Here is a 26,866-nt window from a genome sequence, read left to right as displayed (position 1 = left end):
TTAATTAATTTCCTGTAATATAAGCGTGAATATTTTCTGCTGCTTCCTTACCTTGTTGTACTGCATATACGGTAAGATCCTGCCCCTTAGAGATACAATCACCTCCTGCAAAAACACCTGGTAGTGAAGTTTGGTAGTTATCATTAACGGCTATTCTATATTGCTGAACTGATAAAATGTTTTGGTTGTTTTTAAAAAGAGGTTGTGTAGATAGATTTTGACCAATCGCTTTAAATACGTAATCAGCCGTTAAGGTAACTGTTTCTTTGGGTGTTTCTGGAATATGAATATCAAAAGTAACCGCTAACTTTTTGTTTGTTAATGGAGCGATTTTGACAGGGTTAAACCAAGTTTCTTTGTGAACATCATGTAGCTGAGCAAGTTGTTGTTCTTTAAGAGTAGCAGACATGTGTTGATGTCCACGCCGATAGGCTAATGTAACTTTACCTGCACCAAGTTTTTTTAATTGTACTGTCACATCAACTGCAGTATTTCCACCGCCAATGACGATTGCAGATTTACCATTTAAATTCTGTTGAACTTGATGCTGACGAATAGTGTGAATGAAGCATGTTGCATCTAAAACGTTTGGCTGTAACTCGCCAGGTATATTTAGTTTTTTTGACTTAGCTAGTCCAATAGCTATAAAAACTGCATGATATTGGTCCAGTAAATCATCCAAAAAAAAGTTTTCACCTAATGTCTTTTTTGTAAAGACATTGATGTTTCCTATTGCAAGTATCTTATTAATTTCCAATTCTGAGTAATTGTCTACCAGTTTATAGGCGGCAATACCATATTCATTTAAGCCACCTACTTTGCTTTCTTTTTCAAAAATATCGATACTATGACCAAGTTGAGCTAACTTATGAGCACAGGAAATACCAGTAGGCCCAGCACCTATAATTGCAATCTTTTTATTGGTATCGCTTTTACGTGTAAAGGGATATTCCCCTTGTAGGTTATCAATAGCATGCCGTTGTAATAGCCCTATTTTTACAGGGTTTGACTCTGGATGAGTATTTCTGACACAAGCATGCTCACATAAAATTTCGGTTGGGCATACTCGAGCACAACTACCTCCAAATATATTTTCTTCTAAAATGGATTCTGCTGCGCCTTGTAGATTATTTGTACTTATTTTTCTAATGAAGTTAGGGATGTTAATATGGGTTGGACATGCGGTTATGCAGGGTGCGTTATAACAGTAAAGACAACGAGATGCTTCTTCCATAGCTTCTTTATTGGTCAAAGGCGGCTCAATATCATCAAAATAATAATTATTATCAGTAACTGTGTTTGAGAAGTTAATTTTTTGTCGCATGTAATCCCCATATTGATCAAGCAATAAAGATATTATTTTTGGGAGTTATTGCGTATGGCGTACAGATCTAGGTATAGTAGAAAATAAAGTATGCCTTGAGCAAAGACTGAACATTTTATACAGAGTTGTCTGGGTATTATGAGTGCTGACGCTATAAACTATCTAATATAAAACTCAACGACTCCTTGTATACCCTTCACGAATCATTTTTATGTGCGCTATCCATAGCGCTCACCCTAACGGGCCAGCGAAGCTGTTCTAATGTGTTCCCGACACATTAGTAGGGTTTGTTGTCAGCGCTCTTGACCACCCAGGATGGTGGGAATGCAGTTTATGCGGGAGCATTTAACTGCCATCCTCCTAAAAACCCTTCGTTTTGGGCATATAATGGTGACTATCTACTTATTTTGATGTGCTTGGCGGTATAAACAAGTTCCCAAGGGAAAATTCTAAAATGAATAGATATTAAGGTTCAACTGTATCTTCCCTAAGATATAATATTATTACTTGTAATCATATGTTTGATGAATTGCTATATACCCTTCGCGAGTTGATTTTACTCGTGCTATTCATGGCGCTTACCCAAACGGTCCTGCGAAATTGTTCTAATATGCTCCCTGCTCATTATTAGGGTTAGTTGTACCCTGTAGGGTATAGAGATCATCACTCTTGACCTCCAGGGATTAGTTGTAGGTATATTACTCGAACTCTTTGTCGATGTATTTAAGCACAATTTTTTTTCGAAGACCTGACTGTTTTATCTTTTGATACTCGCGATTAAACTGGTTAAGTAGCTCTTCAGCATTAGGCCAAGCTCTGCTAATTCCTGCATGAAATGTTCTTACTTTACCAATAGGCTTAGGGATATAGTCAATAACATTTTTCCACTTCTTATTTTGACCTAAATAAAATTTACATTGGTGTATTTCACAAATAATGAGATCAACACGTTTGTTGAATAAATTCTTTAAATGCTGTTTTTCTGGCGTTTCTAAGGCGGGTGACTTTCGAGCAACAAATGATTTATTGCGGATGGCCTCAAGGAAAACCGGTGCATAGTTATAACCGTCAGTATAACCGATAACGTAACTTTTTAAGTCTGTGATTTCATTCCAGGTTATATCCAGTTCCTTCCGTTTAAAAAACACATCCGCAATTTTTATCAGATAGTCAGTAAATAAGAACTGCTTTATGCGAGCCTCGTTTTGCGTAAAAGTAAAAAGAATAGCAAAGTTGCCTTCAGCTGCTTCTTTATAAGCACGTTTCCAAGGTAATATGGTTACTTCTGGGGTGTAGCCAATGGCTTCTACTGTCTGGGTTACCAGTTCATAACTGATCCCTTTGATTTCACCGTCGTCATCTAAGTAATTCATAGGGGGGAAGGTGGCGAAAATAATCGGTAATGTTTTCCCTTGGCTGATGCTTGGATAAACTAATATGATTGTTAATATAAAAACTGAAAAATATATGTATAAAGAGGTATTTTTAATGCGATAAGAAAACATAATACCTCCTCAAAAGGCGACGTATTGGGTATATATTCGTATAAAAATATAAAACGAAATTATGTAGTATTATAGCTGTATTGTAGATAATGGAAAAACTGGCAAAGGTCCAACTTGCTGATCTATTAGGTAAGCTTATTGATCATTAAATGAAACTGATCACTCCTTAAATATATACCCAAAACGAAGGACTTTTAGGGGGCTGGCTTACTACTGTGAAGCTAGCGATAGCAGCACTAATTGAAATCAAAAGTGCTAGCTGGGCCATCAAGCGAAGAAGCCCCAGAAGCATATATTAATAAGTGACTGAGGTGGCAGTTAAACGCTCCTCGGCAATAGCTCCTGCATTGCTCTACTATATAACATCCATGCCATTATGCATAAACTGCATTTACACCATTCTTAGTGTTCAAGAGCGAGGACAACAAACCCTACTAATGTGTCAGGAACACATTAGAACAGCTTCGCTGGCCCGTTAGGGTGAGCGCTATGGATAGCGCACATAAAAATGATTCGTGAAGGGTATAAATTGACAAAAGCTTGGTATTGCTTATATTGCATAGGTGTTTCATAACACAATGAGTATATAGATACTTTGAGGTGTAATTAATATGGAGTGCAGCCCAGCTATTCAATCCTTCTCTCAAGAAAGGTTATTTACTTTAGTGACAGAGGATTTGGTTAAACAAGGATGGTCCGTTCAACAAAATGCTTTACCCAGTGTATTATTGCAAGGTTTGGTTGACGAGATTAATTATTTTGATAATAAACAATTGTTAATGCCTGCTGCGATTGGGCGCCATAACCAAAAGGTGCTTGATCAATCAATTCGCAGTGATAGAACATTATGGCTTGATGGACGATCACCAACACAGATGGCATTACTAAGTTTGCTAGATGTATTCAGGCTTAAGTTGAATCAAAATCTCTGGCTTGGTCTGGATGAAGTTGAATGCCATTATGCTATTTACGACAAAGGAAGCTTTTACAAGCGTCATCTGGATGCCTTTAATAGGCATGAGAGCAGAGTCGTCAGTATTGTTTTTTATTTGAATAGTGGTTGGCTTGAGGCGGATGGGGGGGCTTTAAAACTATACTCGGTAAAAAGCTCTAAAGTCGTGAAAACGGTGTTGCCAGAAATAGGTACCTGTGTTTGCTTTATGAGCTGTGAAATTCCTCATGAGGTCCTACCTTCTTTGAGATCACGCATGAGTATTGCGGGTTGGTTCCGACGGCAGTCCGTGGCAGAAAAAAGTCTTGGATTGTGAGCTGTAACATAAGTGAAGAGTTACCCACGAATTATAATCGGTAGCTTATACCTAACACGGTGGGTAAATTATTTTGGGAATAATGTAAGCATAGATGATTAAAAAAGTTGTAGATAAACTAATTTTTTTGGTATTACTTAGTGCAACCTTTTGCTCTGTATTAGCGTACTGGGGAAGTAGTCATTGGTGGCTGGAGTTATTAACACACTTTCGAGCATTTTATTTTTATAGTGCTATCATAGTACTTTTATTGCTACTCGTAACTTGCCGGTTGTTTCCTGCGGTATTAGCTTTGCTTGTTCTCGGGCTAAACTGGCAAGTACCAATGCTTTACCTGCCGCCATCAATGTTAGTTTCTAGTGCGTTAGAATCCTCCCCAAAGTCAACTGGCAAAAAGAAAAAGTCTATAGTCATTTATCATGCGAATGTACTGTCATCCAATACTCAGTACCAAAAACTGGTACAACAGCTGTCAGATTATCAACCTGATATTGTTGTATTGCAGGAAGTCACTGAGGCATGGTTAAAAGGCATTGAAGATGGCATTAAAGACTATCCATACCAAATAACTAAACCTGAGGAAGGTAATTTTGGTATTGCCTTACTCAGCCGTTTTCCATTTAACAATAAGCAAACAGTACAGCTCAGTAATACCGGAATACCCAGTATATTTGTTTCTGTTCAAACACAGCAAGGCGAGCTTTCAGTGTTCACGACACACCCCTTGCCGCCGGTGAGTGTTTCCTATTCTTTGTTAAGAGACTTTCAGATTGAAGCAACTGCAAAGTTTTTTCAGAGTGTTGCTGCACCCTACCTGTTGGTGGGGGATTTAAATACAACCCCTTGGTCCCCTGTTTTTACACGTTTGATGAAGCAGGCAAAGCTTAAAAATGCGAGACAAGGTATTGGCATTCTGCCGACATGGCCTGCTCCTCTGCCACTGTTACAGATACCCATTGATCATGTACTGCATAGTGAAAATATCGAGATTATTTCAATGGAAGTTGTTGGTCATATTGGCTCAGATCACTCACCAATTGTGACTAAACTTCACTTGGTGGATAAAGGTTCTGAGCTAGAGGCATTAAATAAAGTCGCTGATTAAGGAAGTGTGCTCACAGACCTGTGGGTAAATTATATAACTTATTGATTTAGATAGACTTAAAATGTCTTGCATTTGTAACTTGTATGACATTTATCTTTCATTAAGATGGCTTATGTTGGTGGCAGATAAAAGGCTAGAGGAGCCTGACCATGAAAGTTGCCTTTGATTTTTTTGCCAGCCGTCAGAACCCAGAAAGTTATCAAAAGCCGTTTGTTGTTGAGCTAACAGCATTACCTGCGAAGGAAGATATTGTTCGCTTTGAAGGGAAAGATTATACGGTGTCGCTACTTGAATGGAACTTATCTGATAGCCACCAGTGCTCTAGTTGTGTTGTTACGGTGAAATGTCACCGTAAAGAGCTGTACGATACATTTCGGCATAATACCCATGCAATGGTACCAAGTGCTGATAGAACACTAGCAAAATACTATACCCTTCGTGAATAAATGTTTTCTAAAACCAGCATATGGTTGGTATGGATTCTCAAAGCTTTACCCTTTAACTAATAATCGGTCCAGTGCTTGAGTGGTTAATAGCCTTTTTAACAAGGCAAATAGATATGTTGGAAAAGTTACCCGGTAACGAGCTTTTGGTTTTTTGCTTTCTAAAGCATGTATCAGCTTTGCTGTCACCTTCTCAGGGCCTAACGTAAATGGTGTCGTTCCTTCAGCTTTCTCTAGACGCTCAAGCTGAGCTTTATAATTCTCAACGTGTACACTCGTTTGCCAATCAATGTTTTGCTTGAACTTTGCTGCAGCATTAGCTCGAAACTGAGAAATGATTGGTCCTGGCTCAATCAGTGAAATCTTAATAGGCGAGTCTTTCAATTCAAGACGAAGTGTATCTGTTAATCCTTCAATTGCGAATTTCGAAGCATTATAAGCGCCTCGATAAGGCATACACACAAACCCCAAAACGGAACTGTTTTGAACAATTCTGCCATGGCCTTGTTGACGCATCACCTTAAGCACTTTTCTCGTGAGGTGATGCCAGCCAAAGACATTCGATTCAAACTGTTGACGCAATACTTCTGTTGGTAAATCTTCAATGGCTCCAGGTTGGCCATAAGCACCATTATTGAATAAAAAGTCTAGAGTACCGTTTGTTCGTTGTAGAATTTCCTCAAGTGCTTGCTCAATTGAACTTTGGCTATCCAGATCGAGTTGTATACTTTCCAGTCCTTTTTGATTGAGTGAGTCAACATCTACTTGTTTTCTTGCCGTTGCGAAAACACGATACCCTCGTTGCTGCAGAGACTGAGCAGCGTGTTGCCCAATCCCTGACGAACATCCTGTGATAAGAATTGTTTTTTGAGACATAGCCTAATGACCTTTAGAGGTGCCCTAATAGCTCAGTTTTAGGTTATGCGGAACCAATAGCCAACCTGATCTTTGTTCTGGGCTTCACTCTTTGCAAATTTTAGTTTCAACTAAATTGATTAGCTCTGGAGTTATTTTAACCGCTTTACAAGCCAGTTGATGACATTCTATAGCTTTTTCATGGGTGCTTGTTTGGGGTAATAACCTCGTAAGCGTATATTACGATTTATTTCTCTGGAAATACTACTTTTATCGGGCCCAAGTTTTTCAGTGATTGCTGAACGGGTAAAACCAGCTGCTAAGTAAGCTGAAATTTGGTATCGTTCTTTTAGGGCCATCAGCCTGTAAGTCTTAGTCATTAGCAGCTCCAGTCTTGTTGGAAAAGAAAAGCTGATTAGTATAGCAGATAGTCCTTCTCATCCTAGATATTGTTGATTTGCACTTGTTAGTTGATGCTGCGTTTTATAAAAAGCAAAGCTTGAAGAAAAAGCAAAACAGCTTGAGGGACCTAGTCAGTATAAATCTGAATTTCTTGCGAATACTAGTCATGAGCAGCGTACTCCCTAAAACAGTTCTAGCCAGTGCTTTAAAAAAATAATGATGCAGCTAGCCTTTCGAAAGAAGAGGTTGAAGACGCTAGCATTATTTATGAGAGTGGCATGGGGTTGCTTGAGCTATATGCAGGAAAATTGCACATACAGTTCATAGGAGGGCATCACCGGGTGACAGGCGACGCCTATCCGATAAAAAAAATCCCTTTCAGGTATGATCTCCAGGAGGACATTGTCAAAATAATTATTCCTGATTAATAATTCTATTAACACTGTTAACTAGTTCTTCTCCACCTGCGCGGAAATAGAACTTTGACCAGATCTCTTTTGCCTTAAATTCCCAATCTCCTGTTTCATTCTCGGGAGAGATAAATATCATGCCTTTACTTTTTGCAAGATCTATAAGCTGTTGTTCCTCTTTGCTCATTATATCCCATATATATTCCTCTGCCTCCATAGCGGCTTTTTTCACAAAGATCTTACTTTCTTTAGTTAAACTTTGATAAAAGTTTTCAGATATAAGGTGTGGTGCCGTAAACAGGAAATAACGAATATTAGTGACGTATTTTAAAATCTCCCATACTTCCCTATCTTTTTTAATGCCTGAAAACATTATATTCATTGGGTTCTCTTGACCATTAATAAGTTTAGCCTCTAAAGCCGGGTATACTTCTGGCCAAGGTAAGGGATAAGGCTCTATTCCCCATGATCTGAATGTTTCCACCATAAATTGGTTTTGAGGTACTCTGATCTTTAGTCCTCGCAAATCGGCTGAGCGCTTAATAGGCCGTTCACTATTAGCCAATAAACGATAGCCCCCAATAAAGAAACTCAAAGGTCTTACGTTTGATTCAAGGGCTGATCTAAGAGCAATCTCCTCCATTTTTTTATGGCGTATTATTTTTTTTGCACTATCCTTTGTTGGAAACATATATGGCAAAGAGAAAAAACCTATTGATGGAGCAAAAGGTGTAAAGTTATTGATTGCGACCATACCCATCTGCGTATTACCCTCAGCTATATCCATAACAATATCATGCTCAGAAGAATCTCCAAACCTTAACTCAACCCTCAGTTTACCATTAGAGTATTGTTCCAGTAATTCTTTAAATTTAACAGCGTATTTCCAATAACCATAATCAGTATTAACCGAGCTTTTAAAAGTTATTAATGCTTGATTAGTTTTTGCTTTCTTTGGATTAGAGTATTTTTTTTCTAGATCATTAATATAGTCTCCTGCAAAAGGGTCACGATAATCAGGCCTCCAATTTTTCCAGTCGCTTAAATTGTAACGAGCTAAAATTGAATTAAGATAGCCATTCTCACGTAGCTTAGTAATGCCATTTGATATAAAGTCAGAATATTGTTGAGCTTTATGATGGTTAAATGCTACATAAATATTATCGGGAGGAATAGTGCCAGCTACATTTAAATTAATTATGCGCGTTTTACCACTTAAGCTATCTATAACGTTCTTATCTGCTAAAAACATATTAATACGACCTGTTTTCAACATCTTTATCATTCTCAATGGTATATTATTTCCAGATAATATCTTAACTATTTCATCCCTATAACCATATCTTTGAATAAAACTATCCGCTACTCCATATGAAACACCTAGCTGCACACCAATTTTTCGTTCGTATAATGAGTTCAAACCAGTGAATAACCAGTTATCGTCATCTCTTACATACATCAAATATCTATATTGACCTATACTCTCTGTAGGAAAGGTTAACTCTGGTGCTTGTCGTTGTTGGATTCCAATTATTCCATGGAAACTTCCTTTTCTTGCTAACTTTAACGCACGCTTAGCGGGTAATGCTTTAGTCATTACCTCAATATTAACTTCATCAAATATTGATTCCACAATGTCAACTAAAAAACCTTTTTCCTTACCATTAGTACATATATAGGGACATGATTCGAATGTGGCTAAATTTATTATTTCTCTTGCATTTGTAAAATTAGAAGCAAAACACAATATATAAAAAATAATAAAGTTTATAGACATGCAAATAAGGAAATCTTGCTTAATCATTCTCTTTACTTTGTTAAATGTTGTATTTTTTAATGAAACTGCTCTGTATAGAAAATAATTAATATTTTTAGATGATTACAGTTTCCATAGTATTATTTGAATTATTATAAATATAGAAATATAAGTTTTACGTTGCCAGTTTTAAGGGTTGTTCTGCTCAGCTAAAACCGGCCACTTTTTAAAATGAGTTTTCGTACTCGATCGGTGATATATTATTAACAATATGTGGTTTCCCTATATAGTGTGTTTTTAATAATTGACTGCCCACTAATTAAATTATTGCGATACAGGGTTATTAACTTGAGGACAGATATCTTTAACTTTAAGATTTACGCCTACTATTTTTTTATTTGTTGAGTGATGAATCAATATGCTATTGATTAACTGGTAAATATGGAGTGCTTTGGAGTGTTTTCTAGATATCATAATGTGAAAATAGCTATCTGGAAAAGGGCTTTTACTATAGGTTATTTGCTCTCGCTGGGGAAGAGTGAAGTGTTTTTCAAGAAGCGATAAACCATTATTTTTCGACATGGGTGCAATAGCGGCTCTATTTTTAAGCAGTAAATTAAACGTCAGTTCTTCTAGGCGTACTTTACTTAGTTTGAGCTTATATTTGTCTACAGCTTCTTGAAACTCACTGCTATAGTAGTATGCTTCAGTTACTGCTATTGGTTCATATTTTTTTAAGTCAGATACGTTGTTAATAGTTACTGGCTTTGACTTTAAGTGAAAGAAAACATGATCCAGTTTGTAGATAGGGTATGAAAAGTAAAATAATTCTGCTCGCTTTGGACTGCATATCCAGCCTGGACTAGCGATGTTTTTTGCAGCTGCTGCATTATTGAATGCAGCCTTCCAAGTGCTGTACCAAATAAAATTAAACGAAAGGTTTGCGTCTGTAAAAATCTGCGTTAAATGTTGAGCCATTATTCCTTTATTTGGAGCTTCCTTATCAAAGTAGGGCGGCCAATTAGCCACAGCAAAATCTATGGTTTCAGAACCATAACCAGGGGATATGGAAAAGCATACTACCAAGCTTATTAGCACTTTTTTGAGTAAAACGTTATACATAAAAGTCCGATTTAAGTGGTATATAAGACAGGACTTTGGTATACAGATGGTATAAGTATAGCGGTTTTAAGGTTGGTGTATAAGTTGATGTATTAAAAGTAGGTTAGCCTTTTGGGGGATCTCAAAAAAATGTATTTTTAGCGGTGCACATTATTCTTTATTGGATAGCTTATCAATTAAAGCGGGAATTTCATGTATGCTGTGGGCTATGGCATCAGGTTGATGCTCATGATATTCCCAATTATCTTGTTGAGGATTAAACCAAACAGATTTAAAACCAGCCTGGTGGGCACCCAGTATGTCATGAATAGGATGATCGCCTATATGGGCGATTTGATGAGGCTTAACACCTGCCAGTGAGACTGCTTTAGAAAAAATTATCGGGGCTGGCTTACTGATTTTTAGGTCCTCAGCTTTGATCGCAAAAGAGAAATATTGACCGATACTCATTTGAGATATTTCAGCGTTACCATTGGTAATAACGCCTAAGCTGTATCGTTGGCTTAGTTGCTGTAGTGTACTCTCAGTATGAGGGAAGTAAGTCACTTGTTGTCGAGCGGTTAAAAACTGGTCAAAGGCTTGCTCTGCAAGCTTTCTGGAAGCACTGCCATAGCCACAATCTATTAGTGCTTGTTCAAGAGTATGACGTCGTAGTTCACTGACATCATGGGCCAATTCTGGGGTTTCAGCTAACAGCTCGTCTTTTAGTTTTTTAAGTCGTGCTAACGAGTATTGTTCAGTTAACTGTTTGCAGTGTTGCTGTAGCCAAGTGTACATGGCTGATTCAGCTTCAACCATGACAGGTTGATTGTCCCAAAGCGTATCATCAAGGTCGAAAGTAACAGCTTTAATCATAATTCTTTTTACTACGCTTGGAACGAGGATGACTACTGTCGTATACGTTACTGAGGTACTCAAAGTCAATATGCGTATAGACTTGTGTGGTAGAAATATCTTTGTGTCCTAGTAATTCCTGCACGGCACGCAGGTCTTTACTACCTTCAAGCATATGGGTCGCGAAACTATGTCTTAACATGTGAGGATGTAGCTTAGTATTTAAGCACTTTTCCCGAGCCAGTTTAGCAAGCCTATACTGTACTTGTCGTGAGCTAATGCGTGTTCCACGCAGTGAAACAAAGAGAGCAGAACATGTCTGGTTGGCTAGTTGAGGACGAATTGATAGCCATGATTGGAGGCTTTCGATAGCTTTACTGCCTACAGGTAACAACCGTTCTTTATTGCCTTTCCCTTGGACTTTTACTAGCCGTGATGTCAAGTTGATATCACCCATATCAAGCATAACCAGCTCATTTAAGCGTAATCCGGAAGAATAAAACAGCTCTAGTATTGCATGATCACGGTACTGTAGCGGATCATCATCAGGGGAGGAGAGCAAATGTTCCAGCTGATCGACGGATAGGGTTTCAGGCAGCTTGCGTTGAGTTTTTGGTGCTTTTAGATTAAGCGTGATGTTGGTTGACAGGTGTTGGTTGACATAAAGGTGTTTGCAAAAGCGCCGAAGCGTCGCCAGCTGACGCTGAATAGACCGAGGATTTAAGCCTCGTTGATGCTGAGATTGTAGAAATTCACGAAGCAGTACTGTTGATAATTGTGACCACTGGTGTAGCTGGCGATCTTGCATAAAAGCAAGCAGTTGTTGTAAATCTCGCTGGTAGCTAATCAGGGTATTTTTGGCCAGACGACGTTCAACATGCAAGTAATTTAAAAACTGATTAATAATTAGCTCTAATCGAGTCATGTGGTTAATGAGACCAATATTGAAGTAATGCGCGACTCAATATATCAGCAATATAACTTATGAACAGTGTTCCCATGGCAGTTTGAAAGTGTTTGCTGTCTTTACTACCGATGGCGAGTATTCCCAGTGGTTCTGTAGATCTGAGTGTAATTACAGCGCTAGAACCGACAACTTGAGCGTGTTCTTGGAATAAAAACTGCTGCTCATTTTGACGAAGCACGCCACAAACGGGTTTATCTTGGGCCAGAAGAATAGAAATTTTTTGCTGAGCAAGTGTTAGCGGTTGAACTTGGTAGTAAGCACTTAGTTTTTGAGTGTCAGAGAACAATATAAGGCTTACAAAGTCGACATTAAATTCATGCTTCAACGTAATACGACACACTTTACCAATTTCATCAAGGGATTTAGCTTCAAGCAACTCAGTAATCAAGCGGCGAGTTTTTTCAAAAAGAGAATCATTTTCACGGGCAATATCTAATAATTTATTGAGCCGGTTGCGTAACTCTAGATTTCGTTCTCTAAGTAGCGACACTTGTCGTTCAATGAGAGAGGTTGCTTCGCCTGACGGGTGAGGTATTTCGAGTAATTTGAGTATATCAGGTCGTTGATACAAAAAATTGGGGTTTGCTTTTAAGTAGTCGGCCACTTCGTCTTCAGTGATTAATGTCTGTGGTATAGTTTGTTGCTGTTCTTTCATATACGTACTTGCCCCTCAAAAACACGGGTTGTTGGCCCGATCATACGCACTGAGTGTCCACTTCCCTGCCATTCTATTTGTAATGAGCCTCCTGGCAGATCTACCTGTACTTGCTCTGCTAACAGATTTTGCAAGCGTCCAGCCACAACGGCGGCACACGCACCTGTTCCACAAGCAAGGGTTTCCCCTGCTCCACGTTCAAATACACGTAACTTAATTTGTTGCGAATTAATGACTTGCATAAAACCAACATTAGCACGTTGTGGAAAAGATTCATGTTTTTCCAGCAATGGACCCCATTTTTCAACTTGGGCTTGAAGAATATCCTCGACAATCAGCACCATATGAGGATTACCCATGGAAACTGCGCTTATTTCAAATGTTTGGTTGTGACAATTAATAGGATAGGTGATGGCTTGCTGTTCCGCATGGAATGGAATCAATGCAGGTTCAAGTATTGGATATCCCATATCCACTTCAACATCATTGTGGTTATGAACAATAAGCGTTATATCTCCACCTTGTGTTTCTACATTAATTGTTCGCTTGCTGGTTAATTTGCGGTCTCTAACAAAGCGGGCAAAGCACCGAGCACCATTTCCACATTGCTCAACCTCAGACCCGTCAGCATTAAAAATACGGTACTTGAAGTCTACATCTGGTTTTGAAGGGGGTTCGACGATAAGCAGTTGGTCAAAGCCAATACCAAAGTGCCGGTTGGCTAGCTGTTTGATTTTTTCTTCAGTGAGACGAGCATGTTGGGTAACCAGGTCGATTACCATAAAGTCATTGCCCAATCCGTGCATTTTGGTGAAACGAAGTAGCATTTAAAGTAGTCTCAATTCTTAAATACTTTATGAAAACAGGTCTGTTGTAATTATCTAGTGATAATACTCATTGAATTTAATAGAACATATACCCTTCACGAATGATTTCTAGGTTTTGTTATCTTCACTCCTTACCTCAATCACCTATTAATATAGGCTCATGGGTAATTTATGCTCATAGGTAATATAGTCTCATAACACTTTGTCACTCGATGGCCGCACCTAAAAACCATTCGTATTGGGTATAGCTATGTATTTCTTGAGTATGTTCCCCTGATCTGGGATTAAAAAGCCTGTAAATGATAGTACAGCACTTGTTGTAGCTATCTATCTATTCTGGTTAGTGGCTTTTCGTTAGCCTTAAGCCTAACAGTACTTGTAGTGTATTAACACCAGGTTTGTTTGTTATTTTTGTGGCTACTATGGTGCACGTCCAAACTTTATGGCTAGCCTTAGCTCAGGCTAGCGTGGTATGTACCTTACATTCTAAGGGTAGAAAATCTGAGTTTGGTGCATTCACTCTGGTAATAACTGCTCATTGGCAAGCTGCTCGGTAATCGTTTCTCGCTTGCGAATTAAATGAAACTGATCAACATCTACCATGACTTCAGCTGCTCGGTTGCGCGTATTATAGTTGGAGCTCATAACAAAGCCGTACGCTCCAGCCGAACGGATCGCTAATAAGTCTTGAGGCTGAATGGCTAGCTCGCGGTCTTTACCTAAAAAATCACTGGTTTCGCAGATGGCGCCAACGACATCATAGGTGTGTGGTGGACAGTCATGCCGTGGAGTGACAGGAATAATTTCTTGCCAGGCTTGGTAAAGTGCTGGTCGCAACAGATCATTCATAGCAGCATCGACGATGGCAAAATGTTTTGTTGCAGTGGGCTTTAAATAGTCAACCCGAGTGATGAGAATACCTGCATTAGCAGCAATAGAGCGACCAGGCTCGAAAATAAGCTCTAAAGAGCGGCCACCTAGGCGTTTCAAAATAGCGCTCGCATAGGTATCTGGTGCGGGCGGTTGTTCATTTTGGTAAGGGACACCCAGCCCACCACCTAAATCTAGGTGGTGTATAGTGATACCTTTGTCTTCTAATGCATCAACTAACGCCAGGAGTCGGTCTAAGGCATCGAGAAAAGGAGGCAGAGACGTCAGCTGTGAGCCAATATGGCAATCAATCCCTTTGATGCTAATGTGACTTAAGCGAGATGCTTGCTCATAAACGGCAACCGCTTCATTGATATCAATACCAAACTTATTTTCTTTTAACCCAGTAGAAATATAAGGGTGGGTTTGTGGATCAACATCAGGGTTAACGCGAATGGAAATATTGGCTACGGTATCCATATCACTGGCCACAGCCTGCAGTTGCTCCAGCTCAGCAATGGACTCAACGTTAAAGCAGTATACGCCAACAGATAATGCGCGGCGCATTTCATGAGGTTGTTTGCCGACACCTGAAAAAACAACTTTTTTGGGATCACCTCCCGCCGATAGCACTCTTTCTAGCTCTCCCACGGAGACAATATCAAATCCTGCACCTAACTTAGCCAGCACATTAAGTACGGCAATATTGGCATTAGCTTTAACTGCAAAACAGATTAAGTGTGGGTGTTTACCCAATGCCTGCTGATAAGCTTGAAAGTGGCGAGTGAGTGTAGCACGCGAGTAGATATAAGTAGGGGTGCCAAATTGTGCGGCTATCTTAGCGACGGGAACATTTTCTGCAAAGAGTTCACCGTCTTGATAGTGAAAGTGATCCATAATGACCTAAGTACACCTGTCTGGTTGTGATTTTTTACTCAGCTGTTTCTTCAGTCGCTTGCTGTTGTTCTGATTCGTCTGGCAAATATAAAGGACCTTTTTGGCCGCAGCCGGACAGTAACAGCAGCAAAACCATTGAGAAGATGATACGCATCACACTTGCTCCTATCCAGTAGATATTCAAAAGAAATAGTATACCTTGTCAATGCCGAGCTGGCTATTTAGACGCTGATTCTAATTCATTCCTGTACTTTGGGTATACATAATTCAGGAATGGTCTTTCACAAGTGGTCAATTGAATATTGTTAAGAATGTTTTAGTGGCGAATATAGATATACGCCTTTTTTATCAAAATTCCCTTTAGGGCACCTCTAAAAATGCACTTTTTTCGAAATAGCTATGTCAGCGCTGTACTCGAATCCTCATGTATTCCATATACACTGCGGTCCTCTGTGCAGTGCTTCCTTGCTCTTACAAAAAAAATCACTATTTTTAGAGGTGCCCTTTAGCCTAGAAAAGAAAAACTCTATGGAGTTTTTTCCAAATTATCTTTTTTTTAGAGGTGCGTATTATTGATTTCAGCTTCAGCAGGGGCTTGAAACAAATAAATAGTCAATGTCTGAGAGCTGGTAAATAAATTTTTTATAATTAATAAGGAGATATTAATTATGGCATCATGTGCACCTTTTAAAGTAGCGTTTAATGGCCAACCACAAGATATTTACAATCGTGTAAAAGCTATGATTGACGGTAATGGTGGGACATTGGAAGGTGATACTCAGTCTGGTAGATTCAGCGTTTCTGTACCTGTTTTTGGTACAGTGAAAGGTGAATACACTATCGTTGGTAAGGAAGCAGTTATTACGGTTACTGAGCGTTCTCCTTTCCTTGCTTGTCAAACTATCGAAAACTTTATCCGTAAGAACTTAGATAAAGTTGATCCTTAATTATACTGTAGTTTAAAAGTATAATTTTAAAAAAGAGAGCCAGTGTTTTGGCTCTCTTTTATTTTTAAAGAAGAAGTTTTTTGATATAAACTGATTTGAGAGGGATATAATTAAGCGTTTTTAATTAATAGACATTGATCCAAGCAAATCTAACCAACTACGCTTGTTGCCATGGCTAAACTCAATTCGATAGACTTTATCGGGTATATTTAAATCGATAAAGTAAGCTGCATAGTTAAAGGTAATATTGTCCCCTTTAATTAAAAAACCTTTAATATTCTCGTTACGAATCACTGATACTTGATCGAATGTTTTAAAGTCAGTATGTCTTGCGGCTTTATATAAGCCTAATTTAAGTGCACGAGTTGCTGATTGTTTTTCTTGTAATATTTTTTTACGAGGAGTTTCGAACATAATGGTTGGAATATCACTGGCTTTAATCGAGCTATTTTTAAGCTCAGGGTAATCATCAAGCGTCAGTATTTGCAATGCAAGGGAAAAGCCTGCTCGTTGTTTAAGGAATAGTTCACTTTCTGTTTGGCTAATTGATGAAAAGGGACCGCTGATTCTGAGTCGAAAGGCATCAAATAACAGGGTAGTCGCTTGAGGAGGCGCAACGACTTTGGCAGGCCACGGTTGCTCTAGTGCAATAAACTCACAAAACTGTTCTTGGCAGCTGTCGTTAGTAACAAGTGTAGTGTTAGTAGAATAATGTTGAGCACTTGTTGAGACCGATGATGAGGCTTGTGCCAGAAGACTCAGCAGCAGGGGGCAGAATAGGGCACAGGTAATATGCCATAGCTTTGTACTCAAGCGTTGCTTCATTTGACTAGCCCCCCACTGACATGATGATTTGGTACTTTACCTGCTAAGCGCTGAAGGTGGCTGGGGGTACCTCACACTTTGGCAAGCTGGAAATAGTAAGGTCATCGGAGAATGTTAGTTTTTGAAATAAAACACAGTGTAATCAGGTCAGAACCTATGATCGTATAAAATGGGTAGCATACCCACAGCGCAGGACAGTCAATGAAAAAATCAAAATTGATATTGGCAACAGGTGTTGCTATTGCCATTGCTCTTTTTTTTCTGCTAGATCTGGAGCAGTATCTTTCTGTCACCTTCTTCCAGTCACTTTATGAGCAAAACCCAATAGAAACGGCGCTCATCTTCTTTTGTATTTATGTAGCGGTTACTGCCTTGTCGCTGCCTGGTGCCGCGTTAATGACATTAGTTGCGGGTGTTATTTTTGGCTTGTTACACGGCACGATTTTGGTATCGTTTGCCAGTACTATTGGCGCTACTTTAGCGTTCTTGCTATCGCGCACGTTACTTCATGACTGGGTACAAAACCGCTTTGCAAGCTATTTGAAAACCATTAACAAGGGTATCCGTCAAGAAGGTGATTTTTACCTTTTTACGTTGCGCTTAATTCCAGCGATTCCATTTTTTGTGATTAACCTGGTTATGGGATTAACCCCAATGCGGGTTGGACGTTTCTTTATCGTTAGTCAGATAGGAATGTTACCAGGCACACTTGTTTATGTGGGGGCAGGAGCAAGTCTGACACAAGTAGAGGAGCTATCAATAAAAGGTGTATTACAGCCGGAAATTATAGTGGCCTTTGTGTTACTCGGCATATTCCCTTGGTTGGCTAAAGCGGCTATATCCCGCTGGCAGCAGCATAAAGTGCTGAAGCCTTATCCTCGCCCCGCTCATTTTGATACTAACTTATTAGTGATTGGGGCTGGATCAGCTGGTTTAGTTTCGGCTTATATAGCCGCAGCAGTAAAAGCAAAGGTCATATTGGTTGAGCGTCACAAAATGGGGGGTGACTGTTTAAACACAGGCTGTGTGCCTTCGAAAGCATTATTAAGGTCTGCCAAAATGGCGCACTACTTTCAAAGAGCAGAAGCCTATGGTATCACGCCACCAGAAGTGAAAGTGGACTTTGCCAAAGTGATGGAGCGTGTGCATCAGGTCATTCAAAAAGTCGAACCTCATGATTCTATTGAGCGTTATACGTCATTAGGGGTTGAGTGTATAACTGGAACAGCAACGATTAAAACCCCTTACTCTGTAGATATCGATGGGAAAACCATCACCACAAAAAATATTATCATCGCCTCAGGTGCTCGCCCCATGGTACCGCCAATTCCAGGTTTAGAGTCAATGGACTATTACACCTCTGACACGATTTGGCGTATTCGTGAACGCCCAGAGCGTATGCTTGTAATTGGTGGAGGTCCCATTGGCTGTGAGTTAACGCAAGCTTTTGCGCGACTTGGGGTAAAGGTAACCCAAGTAGACATAGCATCGCGCTTGATGCCTCGGGAAGATGAAGAGGTCTCCGCATTAATTCAGCAGAAATTCATAGAAGAAGGTATAAATGTATTGGTTGGTCACCGACCGGTGGAATTTTTGCTCAAAAATGGAGAAAAACAACTAATTTTAGAAGCCAATGGTGAGCAGCAAACATTAGGCTTTGACTTGGTTTTAGTCGCCGTGGGCCGTCAGGCAAATACTGCAGGCCTGGGGCTGGATGCTCTTGATATAGCAGTAACTGAGCGTGGAACTATCGCGGTGAATGACTATTTGCAAACGAAGTTTCCAAACATATATGCCTGTGGTGATGTCGCTGGTCCTTATCAGTTCACCCATACAGCTTCTCATCAGGCATGGTATGCAGCAGTAAATGCCCTTTTTAGACGGTTTAAAAAGTTTAAAGTGGATTACCGTGTTATTCCCTGGGCAACATTTACTGACCCTGAGGTGGCACGCGTTGGTTTAAATGAACAGGAAGCGCAAGCGCAAAATATTGCTTATGAAGTCACTCGATATGGGATTGATGACTTAGACCGGGCAATTGCTGATGAAGAGGCTCATGGTTTTGTCAAGGTACTCACAGAACCCGGTAAAGATAAAATATTAGGTGTGACTATTGTCGGGTATCATGCTAGCGAACTCATTACTGAATATATTTCTGCAATGAAGCATGGTTTAGGACTGAATAAAATATTGGGTACTATTCATATTTATCCCACACTGTCTGAGGCTAATAAATATGCAGCAGGTGTGTGGAAGAAGGCTCATGCTCCCGAAAAGCTGCTTAAGTGGATAACGCGGTATCATCAATGGGAACGTCAAGAAAAGCATTCTGGGGGGTGATGGCTATACCCTTCGCATGACTGATATAGGTGTACGAGATAATAGGCGTGGGAAATAAAAAGTTAAAGTCGTATGTTATGGTAAAACCAGTTTAAAGACACCACCGCCTAATTCACTGTTATTTTCAAGTTGAATGTAGCCAGTACTTTTTTCTTGAGTATGAAGCTGGGCAATACGCTGGGAAAAATACAGTCCAAGATGTGTACTGCCAGTATGGGTATTAATAGACTTTTGTGAGTGATAGTGTAGTGGATCAATAAGCATATGATCTGGATAACCAGGGCCATTGTCGGCGATTTCTATGGTTAACTCGTGGGTTGCTTGTGCTGTGATTTTAATTTGATCGTTGGTGTAACGAAGGGTATTTACTAAAACATTATTAATCACACAGGCAACTAAATCTCGGTCATAGTACCAGCTTAAATGAGGAGGGCAGTCAACTTCCAGGCTTATATTCCTTGCATCAAATAATATTTTATTACGGAGTGTTTGCTCCTCTAATAAATCCATTACAAAGTGTTCTTCGATTTGTAATAAAAGTTGATTTTGGTCTAATCGATATAAACCAAGTAGTTGAATTAAGTCATTGTTAACGCGAGAAGCTTCATAATGTAATAAAGCATAATGTTGTGCTTGTTGTTGTGTTTCAGGGGGAAATTGCTCAACTGTTTCTTCGATAGAACCTAGTAGCATGCCAAGAGAATTTTTCATATCATGCACTGTAGCAGCAAGCACTAGAGAGAAATCTAAAGTAGGAACATCTGCCATAATGATCTCCAAAGACTATGCTGATAGTTTTTGTCGCAGTGAAGCTATTTTGCTTTTTAGTGCTTCATAACGTTCAAATTGAGGATGCGATGCATGTATATGGTTTACATTATTTAAATAAGTTTGACACTTATCTAACGTTTTTTTATCTAGCCCTGAGTCGCTCATTTGCTTTAGATAGGCTTGAATAAGATTTAAGTTGAGTCCAGGGTGCCTTGAAGAGAACTTAAGTGCTTCAGTGAATTTTTCGATGGCGGTGGTAAAGTTTTGTTGCTCGTAAGCTGTAATGGCTTCTAAGTTAATGGCTGCCGCTTTAATACGATTTTTAATGCTGACAGGTTCATCTAAAAGTGCGTTGGCCTGGTCAATTAAATCTTGCTTATCAGGGTTTTCTGCAATTACTTGTCTTAATATGTTTTCGGCATCTTCTGTACGGTTATTGGCAAAGAGTGTTTTTGCCATTTCCAACTGGGTATTAGGATTAGCTCCATCACCCATGTTTTCCATTGCTTTTAAGGCTGAGTTTAAGGCTTTTTCTGCATCGTCTTTGTTATTTTGGCCAGCATGAACACGGGAAGTTATCATTGCTGACTGTATCATTAGTTTTGGGTCATCTTTATATTTTTTACTTATTTGTTCCAAAATATTTAAAGCTTCTTTAGCTTGGAGTTTGCCTTCTTTCGAATTATCATGTTCAGCATTGTCAGATAAACAACGTGCAAAATTGAGGTGATTATCTACAGCATCGTGAATTGAGTTTTTACCCAGCTCTACAGTATTTCGGTAGGCTTGAGTTGCAGTATCAAGGTCATCATTTTGGCGACTAATTTCTGCAAGTTTGAGTTGCCGGTGTACGGATCGTGGTGAAATTTGTACACCAGTCATGATAGCTTGCTGCGCTTTGTTTGGTTCACCAACAGCCAGGTAAGTTGCTGCTATTTCATCATAGCAGTTAACATACTGAGGGTTTATAGCTAAAAGCTGATTAAAATACTCCAGAGCTTGTGGATAATTTTTGCGGGCTGCTGCGACTTTGCCAAGGGTTAAATAAGGCCAGTCTAGCTTTCTTTCTTCCAATTGTTTTTGGCAAATCTGCTCAGCTTCATCATAATCTTTATTTTGATAATAGAGTTCTGCCAATTTACGAGTACACCACTTATGACTTCTTGAGTCCTTGCTCAACACTTTTTGGCATTCTTTAATTGCTTGTTTAATATTGTTTTGATCGATAGCTTTTTTTATCGGTAAAACGTGGTAATGCTCATCCATCAGCCTGTCGAGGCGGTTTTTAAGCATAGACTGAGTAATAGGTTTTGTTAAATAAGCATCGGGCTGATGCTCTAATGCACCTAATACCATATCTTTTGTGGCTTCTGCGGTGATCAATAAAAACAGGCTGGTATTTTTGAGGCGTCGAGTGTAGCGCAGCTCATCAAGTACTTGTTGGCCATTTTTTCCTGAACCAAGGTTGTAGTCACACAGAATGACATCATAGTCTTGATTTTTACAGGCAAGTACGGCATCTCGCCCATTAATGGCCATATCCACTTTGGAAACCCCAAAGCTATCTAGCATCTTTTTGATAGATAAGCGAAAGTTTTCAAAATCATCAATAATTAGAAAACGCTTGTCACTATAATTAATGAATGCCATTAGTTATCCAGTCCATCTATAAAAAGCATGGTTACTGGCAATCAGTATAGCAGCTATCAGATAGAGTTAAGGGTTGGTTCCCCCTCCTTGCTACTTATGGGTTAGCAATACAGAGGAGGAGGAAGATAAGTAGTTTGTAGTGCTTTAGACAGTAATCGTTTTGATGCCGTCTTGTGTACCCAGTAAAAGGACATCCGCGGGACGAAGTGCAAAAATACCGTTGGTAACAACCCCTACGATATTATTGAGTTGAGATTCAAGGTCGCGAGGTGAGGTGATGCTGAGATTCCAAACGTCTAAAATCACATTGCCATTATCTGTCACTACCCCTTCACGGTATTGGGGATCGCCACCAAGTTTAACGATTTCTCTTGCAACGTGGCTGCGAGCCATAGGAATGACTTCAACGGGTAGGGGGAATGTGCCTAACACATCAACCAGCTTGCTTTCATCAGCAATACAAACGAACGACTTGGCGACAGCGGCTACAATTTTTTCTCGTGTGAGCGCTGCACCACCTCCTTTGATAAGCTGGAGTTGGTGATTGCTCTCATCTGCTCCATCAATATAAAACTCTAAGGAGTTTACTGTATTGAGGTCGTAAACAGGGATACCATGGGATTTTAAGCGTTCAGCACTGGCTTCAGAGCTAGCAACAGCCCCATCAAACTGATTTTTTATGGTAGCCAGTGCGTCAATGAAAAAGTTTGCGGTAGAGCCGGTACCAATACCAATGATGCTGTCTTGTTCTATGTGGGGTTTGATATGCTCTAAGGCAGCTAATGCCACAGCTTGTTTGAGCTGGTCCTGATTAACAGACATGAATAATACCTTTTGCTTTAAAAATCTTTACGGCAGGAATTATATACCTTTCGGTCTGGCTAATCCCATTCAAAGCAAGCGTTTCTATTGATTAGGGATATTGACGCTGCACACTGTGACTAATACGTTATAGAATAGTACACCTTCCATAAAATTAATGAGTGTTGTAAAGAAGGATGTCATGCTTCAGCAATACATTAAAAAAATATTAGAAGCGCCAGTCTATGATGTGGCCGTTGAAACCCCGATTGATCAGGCAGTTTTTTTATCAAAGCGTCTTCAAAATACGATTTTAATTAAGCGAGAGGACCTACAGCCGGTTTTTTCTTTTAAAATTCGTGGCGCCTACAACCGTGTTGCTCAATTATCTGAATCTGAAAAAGCCCGAGGGGTGATTGCTGCATCTGCTGGCAATCACGCGCAAGGGCTTGCACTAGCCGCGAAAAAGTTAGGTATTAAGGCGGTGATTGTGATGCCGCAAACAACACCTGAAATTAAAGTGCGTGCTGTTAAAGCCAGAGGTGCTCAGGTTATTTTGCATGGCGATGCTTTTGACGAAGCCTTAGCTTACTCTCAAAAGCTGGTGAAAGAGCATGGTTATGTGTATATCCACCCTTATGATGATGTAGATACCATTGCTGGCCAAGGTACCATTGCCATGGAGGTTTTACGTCAGCATTCAGGCAAACTTGACGCAATTTTTGTTCCTGTCGGTGGCGGTGGTTTGATTGCGGGTATTGCCGCTTATGTAAAATATCTTCGTCCAGAAATTAAAATTATTGGTGTGGAATTTGAAGAGTCTGCTTGTTTACACGCTGCTATGCAGGCTGGTGAGCGTGTCGTATTGTCTCAAGTCGGTATTTTCGCTGATGGGGTGGCGGTTGCACAGATAGGTGAAGAAACGTTCAAGGTTTGCCAGCACTATGTTGATGATGTTATTACAGTGACAGCAGATGAAATATGTGCAGCAATTAAAGATATTTATGATGATACCCGCTCTATTTGCGAGCCTGCTGGCGCGCTAGGTGTTGCCGGTGTAAAGAAATATGTGGAGCAACACAAAATACATGGGCAAACATTATTAGCCATTGATAGTGGTGCCAATGTGAATTTTGACCGGCTACGTTATATCTCTGAGCGGGCTGAGCTTGGTGAGCGGCGGGAAGCAATCATTGCGGTTACCATTCCAGAAAAGCCTGGTAGCTTTAAAGCATTTTGTCAGGCCTTAGGTAAGCGCAATATTACAGAGTTTAATTACCGTTATCATACGGAACGTGAAGCTCAAATATTTGTCGGTGTGCAAACGGGTATTGGCCCACAAGATAAAGCAAAAGTAATTATTCAATCACTACAAAAGCAGGGTTATGCGGTTACTGATTTAACAGATAATGAGTTAGCCAAGCTCCATATACGTCATATGGTGGGCGGACATACAACAGCTGTAGATAATGAAGTTGTTTATCGGTTTGAGTTTCCAGAGCGACCTGGTGCCTTATTGCGATTTTTAAATAAACTGGGTCAACGCTGGAATATTTCTATGTTTCACTACCGGAATCACGGAGCAGCTTATGGCCGGGTATGTGTTGGCTTGCAAGTACCTTTGAATGAGCGGGAGCAAGTGCCTGCATTTCTAGAGGAGATTGGCTATCACTATTGGCCTGAATCAGAAAACCCTGCCTATCAATTGTTTTTGGGGTAGAAGCTGTTAGAGAAGGGTATAGCTCACGCTATGTGAGCTGTCCTATTGTTTTTTACCTTTAATCTCGCGAAGGTTTGGCTGAACATGTTCATTACTAACAGTTTGGTTACAGCCGCTTTTTTTGGCAAGTGCTAGTGCTTTTTGGGCAAATTTAACTAAGTCTTGACTACAAGAGCCTGGTTCAGGAATGCCAGCTGATAAGCCTATTGATACAGTGACAAATGAAGCGATGCTGGAAAGTGGGTGATGAATATGGGCATCATGTAAGTTATTGTGAATTCTGCGCGCTATTTCCTCTGCCCCACATTGATCGGTTTCGGGCAGCAAGGCTACAAACTGTTGTCCTTCGAACCGGCTTAATACATCAACACTACGAGTGATTGAGCGTTTCAAAATATTCGCGACATCTTTTAAACAAATATCGCCTTGTTGGTGACCATGAGCTTCATTATAAAATCTGAAGTTGTCAATATCGATGATCATAAGGGCTAAGGGTTCTGCTTGACGGGCAGCCCGCTCCCACTCATTGATCAGCATTGACTCAAAGTGTTTGCGGTTATAAACCCCGGTTAACATGTCTCGAGTTGAAAGTGTGATAAGTCGTTTTTCAAGTTCACGATGTTCTGTGACATCATGGACAACAACCAACAGGTATTTTCGGTGGTTTAAAATAGCGGCTCGTGTTGTCACTTCAACTTGTAGCGCAGAGCCATCCTTCTTAATCACTTCCATTTGATAAATACTTGAAGTCAGTTTTCTTCGTGATGATGCGGCTTTCTGTATAATACGTTCCATTTTCTTGGCGACTAAATTGCCATGCTGTAATGCCAGCATAAACTCGTGTTCAGAGTAGCCTAGAGACGTAAATGTGGAGTTGTTGTAATACATCAACTCGCGTGTGTTGTAATCAACAATAATAAGCGCATCACGAGATAAGTTGACTAAATTAGTAAATAAATCCAGTTGTAATGTTTGCTCTTGAAACTGTTCTTCAATCCGCTGGCGCTCTTCAATTTCGTAGGTAAGCTTATCATTAGCTTTTTGGGCTTTTTCGCTTTCTATATAAACTCTACGTAAAGTTGATAAGCATAAAGTGAAAAAACCACTTAAACAGATTGCTGCAATAAATGCTGTTAAAGGCAAAAGAGAATGACTTTTTTGGCTTATTGCAAAAGAAGGATAACCATAAATAGTCCATGGTGAGTGTTCATTGATATTTGTGCTGATTTTTATTGCTGCATTTTGGTCATACCCTTCTAAATAATTGGTCTGGTAAATAATTCTGCCACTCTCAATCACTTTGAAAGCAAATCCTTCATAATCAGATTGATTAGACAGTAAGCTATCAATCACGGATTTGACGCGGAAAACACCTACAATAAAACCATAAAAATTATTTTTTTGGTCAAAAATAGGTGTGTAATTTATAAACCCTTCCCCACCTTGCACTAATGGAATAACTTGGGTGGTTACACTGCTTTGCTGGGTGAAAGCTCTTCTTAGGTGAAAGATAGCTGGGTTACTGGGAGGCACTCGAAAGTTAACGACCTTTTGATTAGATTCCAAGGGAACAACCCAGCGAATGGTATAGTCCTGGTCCATCCACTCAAGGGCTTGAAAGTTAGGAAAGTCTTTTAGCAGATTATTGGCATCAGCAAGCCACGCACTTTTTGGTATTGTTTTTTGCACTGACCAGCGATTAGCCATTCGTTGCAATGCATTGCTCTGGGCATTTAATGATCGTGTTAATTCTGTGGCAAGCTGCTGGGTAGTGTGTTGGGTGGTTTGCTTTAAAAAATTGTAGTCTTTCTTTTCAAGAATCATGTAGCCGAGGAGAGACACTAAAATCATGATTAAGCCAAAATAAGGTGGTACCCAGGCTGGCACACGCTCTTCTTGATATTCTTGCCAAGGGGTGTGCTCAATAAGCAGGGTTAAACCACAGAGGCTCATCAGCAGGTTGTCCCCATACTGTATGGAAAAGAAATGGGTAAAACCATATTGTGGCGGCAGATCTAGTATGAGTGCGTAGAGACCAGTTGCTCCATAGATGAGTGGCCAGCAGGCTAAAAAGCCTCTTGTTAAAGGCAGACTTTTTAACGGGGAAATACGTTCATTAATCAGAAAGCTAATACTACCTGCACCGAGTACCGTCAATGAAGCAAGATTTGCCAGGGGTGAGTTACTCACATCTTGAGAGCTAGCGAAGGTTATTAAAGAGCTATAGTCTGCAGTGACCAGTTGGGTTACCAGAGAAATCAAGGTGGTTAACAGTGTTAGGCCACCCAGTAAACTAGAAAATCGGTAATAATGGAGGTAGTGGGAGAGTGTTGCACTTGCCAGCAGAATTAATGCTATAGAAACGCCCCAATCTGTTTGGCTAAGTGCAAGCAAACAGGCTGCGCCCACAATTAATGTCGCGGAGCCACCAATAATAAATATGCTATAACACTGAGCAAAAACACCCTGTATCCGCAATAAGTACTTATGGATTTTATGCACCATAAAAACAGCATAGTCCTCAGCTCTAGTCTTGACTAGCATGTCACAGTGCAATTTATCAGAAGCTATG

General features: G+C 39.8%; 23 protein-coding genes. 6 read left to right on the top strand and 17 right to left on the bottom strand.

Annotation, left to right across the window (positions count from 1 at the left end; genetic code table 11):
* Positions 1–4: 4 nt before the first annotated feature.
* Together F607_RS0106720 and F607_RS32575 are read right to left on the bottom strand one after the other, a co-directional pair.
* Positions 5–1,348 carry an NAD(P)-dependent oxidoreductase gene (locus F607_RS0106720; protein WP_230400373.1) on the bottom strand — a complete coding sequence of 448 codons (1,344 nt, stop codon included), beginning with the start codon at positions 1,346–1,348 and terminating at the stop codon, positions 5–7.
* A 674-nt stretch (positions 1,349–2,022) separates the two neighbouring features.
* Positions 2,023–2,829, bottom strand: coding sequence for a substrate-binding periplasmic protein (locus F607_RS32575; RefSeq protein ID WP_027707477.1), 807 nt, complete (start codon positions 2,827–2,829; stop codon positions 2,023–2,025).
* Between the two features lie 611 nt (positions 2,830–3,440).
* On the opposite strand from F607_RS32575, the gene F607_RS28455 reads away from it, so the two are divergent.
* From F607_RS28455 to F607_RS0106700, 3 genes are all read left to right on the top strand, one after another.
* Positions 3,441–4,097: a 2OG-Fe(II) oxygenase gene (locus F607_RS28455; protein ID WP_051311019.1), complete on the top strand. Its 657-nt coding sequence runs from the start codon at positions 3,441–3,443 to the stop codon at positions 4,095–4,097.
* 94 nt (positions 4,098–4,191) lie between these two features.
* Positions 4,192–5,202 carry an endonuclease/exonuclease/phosphatase family protein gene (locus tag F607_RS0106705; protein WP_027707476.1) on the top strand — a complete coding sequence of 337 codons (1,011 nt, stop codon included), beginning with the start codon at positions 4,192–4,194 and terminating at the stop codon, positions 5,200–5,202.
* 149 nt (positions 5,203–5,351) lie between these two features.
* Positions 5,352–5,648: a hypothetical protein gene (locus tag F607_RS0106700; protein WP_027707475.1), complete on the top strand. Its 297-nt coding sequence runs from the start codon at positions 5,352–5,354 to the stop codon at positions 5,646–5,648.
* Positions 5,649–5,693: 45 nt separating this feature from the next.
* On the opposite strand, the gene F607_RS0106695 is transcribed toward F607_RS0106700, so the two are convergent.
* The 10 genes from F607_RS0106695 to lptM all read right to left on the bottom strand — a co-directional run bounded on the left by F607_RS0106695 (position 5,694) and on the right by lptM (position 15,394).
* Complete coding sequence (locus F607_RS0106695) at positions 5,694–6,521, bottom strand: SDR family oxidoreductase (RefSeq protein ID WP_027707474.1); 828 nt, start codon at positions 6,519–6,521, stop codon at positions 5,694–5,696.
* A 167-nt stretch (positions 6,522–6,688) separates the two neighbouring features.
* Positions 6,689–6,880, bottom strand: a complete 192-nt coding sequence (locus F607_RS28450) for a helix-turn-helix domain-containing protein (protein ID WP_038290381.1) — start codon at positions 6,878–6,880, stop codon at positions 6,689–6,691.
* Between the two features lie 436 nt (positions 6,881–7,316).
* Positions 7,317–9,116, bottom strand: a complete 1,800-nt coding sequence (gene dctP / locus F607_RS0106680; RefSeq protein ID WP_027707473.1) for a TRAP transporter substrate-binding protein DctP — start codon at positions 9,114–9,116, stop codon at positions 7,317–7,319.
* 276 nt (positions 9,117–9,392) lie between these two features.
* Positions 9,393–10,097: a type 2 periplasmic-binding domain-containing protein gene (locus tag F607_RS0106675; RefSeq protein ID WP_165773234.1), complete on the bottom strand. Its 705-nt coding sequence runs from the start codon at positions 10,095–10,097 to the stop codon at positions 9,393–9,395.
* Positions 10,098–10,340: 243 nt separating this feature from the next.
* A complete protein-coding gene (locus tag F607_RS0106670; RefSeq protein ID WP_051311016.1) occupies positions 10,341–11,045 on the bottom strand; it encodes an HAD family hydrolase in 705 nt (234 codons plus the stop codon).
* Entirely contained in the window at positions 11,038–11,949 is a 912-nt protein-coding gene (gene xerC / locus F607_RS0106665; protein ID WP_027707470.1) for a tyrosine recombinase XerC, read from the bottom strand. The genes F607_RS0106670 and xerC overlap by 8 nt, the downstream gene beginning before the upstream one ends.
* A gap of 4 nt (positions 11,950–11,953) precedes the next feature.
* Positions 11,954–12,646, bottom strand: coding sequence for a DUF484 family protein (locus tag F607_RS0106660; RefSeq protein WP_027707469.1), 693 nt, complete (start codon positions 12,644–12,646; stop codon positions 11,954–11,956).
* Entirely contained in the window at positions 12,643–13,473 is an 831-nt protein-coding gene (gene dapF / locus F607_RS0106655) for a diaminopimelate epimerase (protein ID WP_027707468.1), read from the bottom strand. The genes F607_RS0106660 and dapF overlap by 4 nt, the downstream gene beginning before the upstream one ends.
* A gap of 516 nt (positions 13,474–13,989) precedes the next feature.
* Positions 13,990–15,240 carry a diaminopimelate decarboxylase gene (lysA, locus tag F607_RS0106650; protein ID WP_027707467.1) on the bottom strand — a complete coding sequence of 417 codons (1,251 nt, stop codon included), beginning with the start codon at positions 15,238–15,240 and terminating at the stop codon, positions 13,990–13,992.
* Between the two features lie 34 nt (positions 15,241–15,274).
* Positions 15,275–15,394 (bottom strand): LPS translocon maturation chaperone LptM, encoded by a 120-nt coding sequence (gene lptM, locus F607_RS33455; RefSeq protein WP_084611139.1) that lies wholly within the window; start codon positions 15,392–15,394, stop codon positions 15,275–15,277.
* 514 nt (positions 15,395–15,908) lie between these two features.
* Here lptM and F607_RS0106640 point away from each other — a divergent pair.
* The gene (locus tag F607_RS0106640; protein ID WP_027707466.1) at positions 15,909–16,187 is read left to right on the top strand and encodes a hypothetical protein; all 279 of its coding nucleotides are present in this window, start codon (positions 15,909–15,911) and stop codon (positions 16,185–16,187) included.
* Between the two features lie 120 nt (positions 16,188–16,307).
* On the opposite strand, the gene F607_RS0106635 is transcribed toward F607_RS0106640, so the two are convergent.
* Complete coding sequence (locus F607_RS0106635) at positions 16,308–17,012, bottom strand: hypothetical protein (RefSeq protein ID WP_027707465.1); 705 nt, start codon at positions 17,010–17,012, stop codon at positions 16,308–16,310.
* 201 nt (positions 17,013–17,213) lie between these two features.
* Between F607_RS0106635 and lpdA the strand changes: the two genes are divergently transcribed.
* Positions 17,214–19,352, top strand: a complete 2,139-nt coding sequence (lpdA, locus tag F607_RS0106630) for a dihydrolipoyl dehydrogenase (protein ID WP_027707464.1) — start codon at positions 17,214–17,216, stop codon at positions 19,350–19,352.
* Between the two features lie 75 nt (positions 19,353–19,427).
* Here the strand turns inward: lpdA and F607_RS0106625 are convergent, their stop codons facing one another.
* The 3 genes from F607_RS0106625 to rpiA form a co-directional block, all read right to left on the bottom strand.
* Positions 19,428–20,120: a sensor histidine kinase gene (locus F607_RS0106625; RefSeq protein WP_027707463.1), complete on the bottom strand. Its 693-nt coding sequence runs from the start codon at positions 20,118–20,120 to the stop codon at positions 19,428–19,430.
* Positions 20,121–20,135: 15 nt separating this feature from the next.
* Positions 20,136–21,773, bottom strand: coding sequence for a tetratricopeptide repeat-containing response regulator (locus tag F607_RS0106620; protein ID WP_027707462.1), 1,638 nt, complete (start codon positions 21,771–21,773; stop codon positions 20,136–20,138).
* 144 nt (positions 21,774–21,917) lie between these two features.
* Positions 21,918–22,595, bottom strand: coding sequence for a ribose-5-phosphate isomerase RpiA (gene rpiA / locus F607_RS0106615; RefSeq protein WP_027707461.1), 678 nt, complete (start codon positions 22,593–22,595; stop codon positions 21,918–21,920).
* Between the two features lie 157 nt (positions 22,596–22,752).
* Here rpiA and ilvA point away from each other — a divergent pair, with 157 nt between their 5' ends.
* Entirely contained in the window at positions 22,753–24,294 is a 1,542-nt protein-coding gene (ilvA, locus tag F607_RS0106610; RefSeq protein WP_268967633.1) for a threonine ammonia-lyase, biosynthetic, read from the top strand.
* A gap of 42 nt (positions 24,295–24,336) precedes the next feature.
* On the opposite strand, the gene F607_RS0106605 is transcribed toward ilvA, so the two are convergent.
* Positions 24,337–26,799: a sensor domain-containing diguanylate cyclase gene (locus F607_RS0106605; protein WP_027707459.1), complete on the bottom strand. Its 2,463-nt coding sequence runs from the start codon at positions 26,797–26,799 to the stop codon at positions 24,337–24,339.
* Positions 26,800–26,866 lie beyond the last annotated feature (67 nt).

It is taken from the genome of Zooshikella ganghwensis DSM 15267, assembly GCF_000428585.1.
Classification (GTDB): domain Bacteria; phylum Pseudomonadota; class Gammaproteobacteria; order Pseudomonadales; family Zooshikellaceae; genus Zooshikella; species Zooshikella ganghwensis.
The sequence above is the reverse complement of the archived record's forward strand: the minus strand, read 5'-3'. Positions and strand labels throughout refer to the sequence as shown.